The 6,646-nt window shown below is 42.8% G+C and carries 6 protein-coding genes; 5 read left to right on the top strand and 1 reads right to left on the bottom strand.

All coding sequences use genetic code 11. From position 1 onward, the window contains the following. Positions 1-373, top strand: a 373-nt coding sequence (locus tag ACWA6V_RS14955) for an NUDIX domain-containing protein (protein ID WP_449523242.1), incomplete at its 5' end; no start/stop codon positions are given. Between the two features lie 25 nt (positions 374-398). Beyond that, positions 399-872, top strand: a complete 474-nt coding sequence (locus tag ACWA6V_RS14950) for a hypothetical protein (RefSeq protein WP_449523241.1) — start codon at positions 399-401, stop codon at positions 870-872. Positions 873-907: 35 nt separating this feature from the next. Here the strand turns inward: ACWA6V_RS14950 and ACWA6V_RS14945 are convergent, their stop codons facing one another. Next, positions 908-1,786 carry a hypothetical protein gene (locus tag ACWA6V_RS14945; protein WP_449523240.1) on the bottom strand — a complete coding sequence of 293 codons (879 nt, stop codon included), beginning with the start codon at positions 1,784-1,786 and terminating at the stop codon, positions 908-910. Between the two features lie 206 nt (positions 1,787-1,992). On the opposite strand from ACWA6V_RS14945, the gene ACWA6V_RS14940 reads away from it, so the two are divergent. The 3 genes from ACWA6V_RS14940 to ACWA6V_RS14930 all read left to right on the top strand — a co-directional run bounded on the left by ACWA6V_RS14940 (position 1,993) and on the right by ACWA6V_RS14930 (position 6,568). Beyond that, positions 1,993-3,141 carry a diguanylate cyclase domain-containing protein gene (locus ACWA6V_RS14940; RefSeq protein WP_449523239.1) on the top strand — a complete coding sequence of 383 codons (1,149 nt, stop codon included), beginning with the start codon at positions 1,993-1,995 and terminating at the stop codon, positions 3,139-3,141. Between the two features lie 174 nt (positions 3,142-3,315). Then, the gene (locus ACWA6V_RS14935; protein ID WP_449523238.1) at positions 3,316-3,582 is read left to right on the top strand and encodes a hypothetical protein; all 267 of its coding nucleotides are present in this window, start codon (positions 3,316-3,318) and stop codon (positions 3,580-3,582) included. A 136-nt stretch (positions 3,583-3,718) separates the two neighbouring features. Continuing rightward, the gene (locus ACWA6V_RS14930) at positions 3,719-6,568 is read left to right on the top strand and encodes an HD domain-containing protein (RefSeq protein WP_449523237.1); all 2,850 of its coding nucleotides are present in this window, start codon (positions 3,719-3,721) and stop codon (positions 6,566-6,568) included. The last annotated feature ends 78 nt before the right edge of the window (positions 6,569-6,646 follow it).

The raw sequence follows: 6,646 nt of genomic DNA, 5'->3' as shown, positions 1-6,646 counted from the left end.
CTATGTCAATGGCAACATGGATGGAATGCTGATTGAAACCTGCGCCGGCTTACTGGATAAAGACAACGCCGAAGATTGCATCAGAAAAGAAGCCGAGGAGGAAACGGGATACAAAATTGACAAGGTGAAAAAAATATTCCAAGCCTACATGTCGCCCGGCTCGGTGACAGAAATACTGTATTTTTTTGTTGCCGAGTACAGCGATGACATGAAAGTATCTGAAGGCGGTGGATTGGAGCATGAACAGGAAAATATCCAGGTGCTGGAACTTGATTTTAATGCAGCTTACAACATGGTTGAGTCAGGGGAAATAATGGACGGAAAAACGATTATGCTGCTGCAATACGCAAAATTAAATAATCTGTGCTCATAAAACCCAACGACTAATGGCACGTTCAATGATACATATTTCTGTTAACGAGACCGATGAAGAGATTGCGGACAAGTTTTTAAAAACTGCCTTCGCTATGGCAATAGGCCTGGGTGGTTTTATTTACTTTATGCAAACACAAAAGGAAATCAGCAATTGGGCATTTGGGCTTCCAATTGCTGCGTTTGTATTCTGTATGGGTATATCCATTTATCATAAGAAGAGAAACAGTTTTACTTATCTTTTAGTGGACGATGAAAAGCTGGTTTACGAAGATAGCAAAACAAGTACCACCCTACCGCTATCGTCCATCCAAAAAGTAGCTGTTGAGAAATACTGGAGTTCAGAGCAAAGCCACTTTGAGTTCTATTTATGCACTGACGCAGAAAAATTCAGGGTACCGCGATTGAATACGGTGACGGATATACAAATAATCAAAACCATCATCAAGGTGAAGCCGGAGATTGATTCTACAGAAGCAGAAAAAATATTTAGATTGTAATGATTGGCAGTCACCGTACCATTTTGTAGATAGAATCAAAATTCACGCAAAAGAGCATGATTGGGCGCACCTAAACTACCGTCATCATCGGGATTGGATAACTCGATCAGCGTTCGCTCGGATAAACGCAGGCGATGCAACCGCGCACCGAAATGCTCTTTGAAAATCGCATCCATTTTTCCACTTTCTTTTATGTAGGTTAAACCCGCAGTAAGCCGCTCTGCCAGCGCTGGATATTCCGGGCTAACATAAAAATAGACCGGCAAGGGCATATAGATCAGCAGTGTTTGCTCAGGCACTAGATTCTCAACACGCGCACCTTCAATTTCATAATGGTCATCAATTTCAATCACACTCAGCGGCACAAAAAAATAGCGTTTCCCTGCCAGCATTTTTAACAGCGAGGTCATGGTGAGTGGCTCGGCCACTGAAAAACCGTTATGTTTATACACATGCCCCTCCCAGCCTTTACCAAACCCCATGGGTAATTGAGCTAACTCGGAGAGGGTTTTGATACTGCGAAAACGCGACTGGTCTTCTTTGCGGATCAATAAAACCCGGTAACCCATAAAACCATTGAGCAGTGGTACTGCCACACGAATCAAACCCACCCGCGCGCCTTTTTGAGTGGGGAAACCAACCAGCCGATCCACATTCATTTTTTCCCCCACTACCAATAATTCGTGTTTACGTTCTGAGCTCAGCGGCTCTTTGGTAAACACCAGTTGATAGGCGCCATGGCTGGATTCTGTGGCATTTAGTGCAGCCGTAATCAGTGCGAGATAATAATCCTCACTCACCAAATCAACATTATTGCCAAGATATTTGATCTGCATCGGCTCCTCTGCCAAAGCAGGGGGTATCAGCCAACAGAGCGCGTAGGCTAGCAAAAATATGGTTGTACGGACGTTCATAACGTCCTCCCCTTTGTGGGTGTAGTTGTTAATACTCACTGTAAACAATGCTAGCAGTTGCTTATTACGGCGCCACAGTTTTTGTGCGCACTTTCCTTTTTCGTCTTAAAAGAAAAGATTTCATGGCAGGAGGATATAAAACAACAAATGCCAGACACATTATACTGGCCACCTGAGTAGCACTACTGTCTACACATGGATTGAACATGTCGCTCTTTGAGACCGTCAACATTATTGGCTACACGCTCTACTTCGGGTTTGCCGTGCTGCTGTTATGGCTTAGCCGTATTCCGCGCACCAATGCCGGCGCCGGCTGCTGGGGAGTTGCCATTTTTTTTGGCTTTTGCGCGCGCCTGACACTGTCTTTTTCCGGTTCGCTCGTTACCATCAATACCGCTGAACATCTCTATGTACTTTTTATCAGCCTGGAAAAATGTTTTTTGCTATGGGGTGCGTTCCGCTTTTTTAGTTTGCCGCACTACACCCGGCTTTATTTAATCCTGGTTGCGCTGATAATGCTGTGGCTTGCCAGCAGCTGGCTTGCCGATTTCAGCCGCCTGTTATTTGCTGTAGGTGTTGGACTATTCAATGCGGCTGCGCTGTTACTTTTTGCTTTTATTGCCTACCGCGAGCGCAATACCATCCCGCACAAAGTCATGCTTTGGGTCGCTATTATCTGCAGCTGTTTTGCACTGCACTGGCTCACCTATCCAGTAGTGCGCTTTACCGATGCTTGGCTCGCACCCGGTTTCTTGCTGGGCACAGCTATGGCAGTGTTGCTGTATTTAAGTTTAATTTCGGCAGTGTTATTGCAATTCCAAAAACGTTTGCAAGATGCCGAAATTTACGCGCTCGATCTCGCGTACCACGACCCATTAACCGGGCTCAATAACAAACGCTATATGACCACCCTGTTTGACCAAGCATTGATACTCGCCACCCGCCCCCACCAAATGCTGGCGGTAATTTACATCGATCTGGATAATTTCAAACCCATCAACGATACCGCTGGCCACACGGTGGGCGATGAAGTATTAAAAATTATTGCCAAGCGCTTGGTCGACAACACACGCAGTACCGATATTTGCGCGCGCATTGGCGGCGATGAATTTGTCGTTATCGCAACACAATTGGAAAACGCCGAACACGCCAATCAAATTGCCAGTAAAATTTTGCAGCAATGCTGCAGCCCGGTCGAGATAGGGCAAAGCAGCTACCAACTTGGCGCCAGTATTGGTGTAAGTATTTACCCCACCCACAGCAACGACCTACACCAACTGTTACAGCTCGCCGATACAGCAATGTACGAAGTGAAGAAAAATGGCAAAAGCGGGTTTCAGGTGCTGGGGAAGTAAACCATTCAACACTGCCGTGCCCCACTCTTTTCTAGCCACTAAGGAGAGAGGTAATGTCGCGTAATTCACCCCACATCAAGATTTAGTGATAATCTACAAACGCTCAAACATTGACCGTAGGGCGCCCCAAGCGCAGTTACCCGCCGCCTCAGCAGTAGGTGGCAAGGAGTCCAAATGCGTAGACCAATCCTGTTGCTGATCATCATTGCAATCTCCTATTCCCAAAGCGAGATCATGTCTCCAGACATCATCAAAGGCGTGATGTTTCCCCTGTTATTTTCCGCTGCATTATTGATATTGCTTATCTGGCTTATACGTCGATCCGATAGAAATCGCAGAGGTGATGGGGGATCGGGGGATTCAGGTGGTGGTTTTTTTGGTGGTAGTAAAAATAATGATAGGGATTTGGGGGATGGTGGTGGCGATGGTGGCGGAGACTAATGATTCAACTCATTATTAAACCATATACGATGCTACGTGGTTCAATTAACGTAATTAAAGAATTTATCCCCACAGAGCGACTCACGAGCCGAATAACATACTTCATAATTGATTCGAGAAGACTTAAGGAACTAATGTGCTAAACCTACCAAATCGAACAAAAACCCTCTTGGAACAAAACGCCGCATATCATGGATTTGTACTTTCTTGTCAAAACAATTTGAACGCATGGCTCAGTGACAATAAGACAGTTTTTTTCCCCGAATATACTGATCATGGATTTACTCATTTAAATGAAGTTTTGTTGACTGCTGATAGCATAATATCGGATGAAAGTTGGCCCCACATGACTGCACAAGATGCAGCAGCAATGATTGTTTCCGTATTACTACATGATTGTGCCATGCACCTCACAGAAGACGGATTTTATTCGCTAATACAAGATAAGCTTCCTCGGGTCGAGTCTCGACATATTGAGACAGAACCACGCTGGAGCGAGGTATGGCATGAGTATATCTCTGAAGCAAAGCGCTTCGATGCGACTAAACTTCGTTCAATTTTTGGTGATGAAACTCCAGTACGTGAGATACCTAAAAATAAAATTGACCTCTCTGGAAGAGATAGACTCTTGATCGGAGAATTTATCAGAAGAAATCATGCAAGGATTGCGCATGAAATTGCATTTTATGGTGTTCCCGGTGTTGATGGCCAAACCGTTAAGCTAGGAAAAGCACCAGAAGATAACTTTCTTGATGTTTGTGGATTTATCGCAAGAAGTCACAATATGGGTTTGCGCTCCGCTGTAGACAAGATTGAAAAGCGTAAAAGGCAAGTGCATCTTAACGCGCACGTTCCATTTTTAATGCTAGTTTTGAGGATTGCGGATTATATCCAAATACACGCTGAGCGAGCCCCCAAACAATTACTGCATTTAAAAACATTGGTTAGCCCAATATCTAAAGGAGAATGGAAGAAACATCATTCAATTGTAGAAATTAATCAAGCTCACGAAGACCCTGAAGCTATTTACGTAGATGCCGAACCAAAAGATGCACTTAGTTATGTGGAGTTAAAAAAACTTTTTTCAGACATTCAACTGGAGCTTGATTTATCTTGGTCTGTGCTAGGTGAGGTCTACGGACGGTACGACCACCTTAAAGAACTTGGAATAACAATTCGTCGAATCAAGTCATCACTTGATTATATAGAAGAATTTGTTGCAGAGAAAAAGCCCAACTACATACCCAAGGTTCTTAGCTTTAGAACTGCCGACTCGGAAATGATGGAGTTATTAATAAAACCGCTTTACGGTGATAAGCCCGAAGTCGGCATCAGAGAGCTAGTACAAAATGCCGTGGATGCGTGTGCCGAACTAAGGGATTTGCAAGTCAAACAAGGCCGTCAACCCGATGATAACCTTGATTATGACGTTTGCGTAACCTTACACGACTTGAATGAAAATGGCGGAAGACTTGTAATTGAAGATCGCGGCATAGGAATGACTTTGGATGTTGTTGAAAATTACTTCCTAAACATCGGCGCGTCGTTCAGAAATAGTGATCGCTGGAAAAAAGAGCATGAAACCGACGGGCACTCAAAAGTTTATCGAACAGGAAGGTTTGGAATAGGCTTATTAGCTGCGTACCTTCTAGGGGATAAATTACGCGTTGAAACAAGACATGTCAGTCAAAATGAAGATCAAGCCCTAACCTTTGAGTGCGTAAAGGGTAGCAAAAAAATTATTGTAGCTCATACCAATTTTCATGTAGGAACAAGAATAACAATAGATATTAGCGAAAAAGTGAAACAGATTCTTATTGAAAAAGATAACCACTGGGATTGGTTCTCTTTGGAAAAACCTAAAGTTATAAGAAAGATTGTCGAAAAAAACTGCGAGCGCACTTTAGAACAGTCTAGGAGAGTTCCAAGCTCCGAATCAAATATAATTAACACCGAATGGCATCGCACGATTGACGAAAGATATGATGACATCACGTGGACTTACAATCACGTTATGTCAAGCAGACCCAACTACCGAGAAAGCGCCAGTTTAATTTGCAACGGCATTATAATCACAGAACATCTATCTCTGGACAGTTTTGGGATTTCTGAAATATTGAGGTTCATACATGCAGACACGCCAACAATAAATGTTTTTGATCAAGATGGGCGCCTTCCGATTAACTTAGAAAGATCGGACATAATCGGAAGAAACCTTCCATTCAAACTTAACATGGCAAAGGACATTTCCAAGTACCTAGCGAAGGAAATTTTAAAGTTCTGTAATACTCTGGAATTTGATCGTATTAACGCGAATTTTTTATATGATATTTTAAATATGAATATTTCAGGTCTCGCCCCAAGATCCTATGGACAGACCGATAATGTATGCAAATTCTTAGTTGGATCAAATAGTCTAATACCAATAGATTATAATCTAATTTTCGAAAGTAAAATTGAGAAAATCTATATTGATGGAGCAAACCTCAGCAAGAGCAGAGGCGCTTGGACATCAACGGAGTTTTTAAATGTATGCGACAACTATTTGTTAGTAGATAAAATCTCTGACACCAAGCAAAGTCGCAGCGCTTTTGTAAGAGCATTTTTCGAACTTATTGATTGGTACACTTATGGCTATTTACGTTTTTCCGCCTTGCCAATACGAAGCAGGAGAATTTTAATAAAAAAATCTGATGTAAAGGAAATAGTCTCACCCGGCTATGTACCTAAGTCCTTTTGGAATCGGATTGATTGTGAGTGGGAAAATGACAATTGGGTTTTAATGTCAGTTGGGGCGGTGCCACCCATTGATTTCGATGCCCAAAAAATATCTAGTGAATTAGATGCTTCTAAGTCATTTGGAGTAATTATTTGCTACTTGGACTGGGGGTCATCTTCTGAAGCAGAAAACCGTTCACACTTTTCAGACGCTTGGATTGAAGAAAATGGATCACCCTCATTTACCATTAAAACCAAGGGGGCCTAGTCTGAGATGCCTTAAATCAACATGCTATTCACTTTATTGATATCAATTTTCAACATGCCGCCAACCGGCGCCTTTATT

Source organism: Cellvibrio sp. (assembly GCF_053579595.1).
Note: the sequence above shows the minus strand (reverse complement) of the source record. Positions and strands in the feature narration are given on the sequence as shown.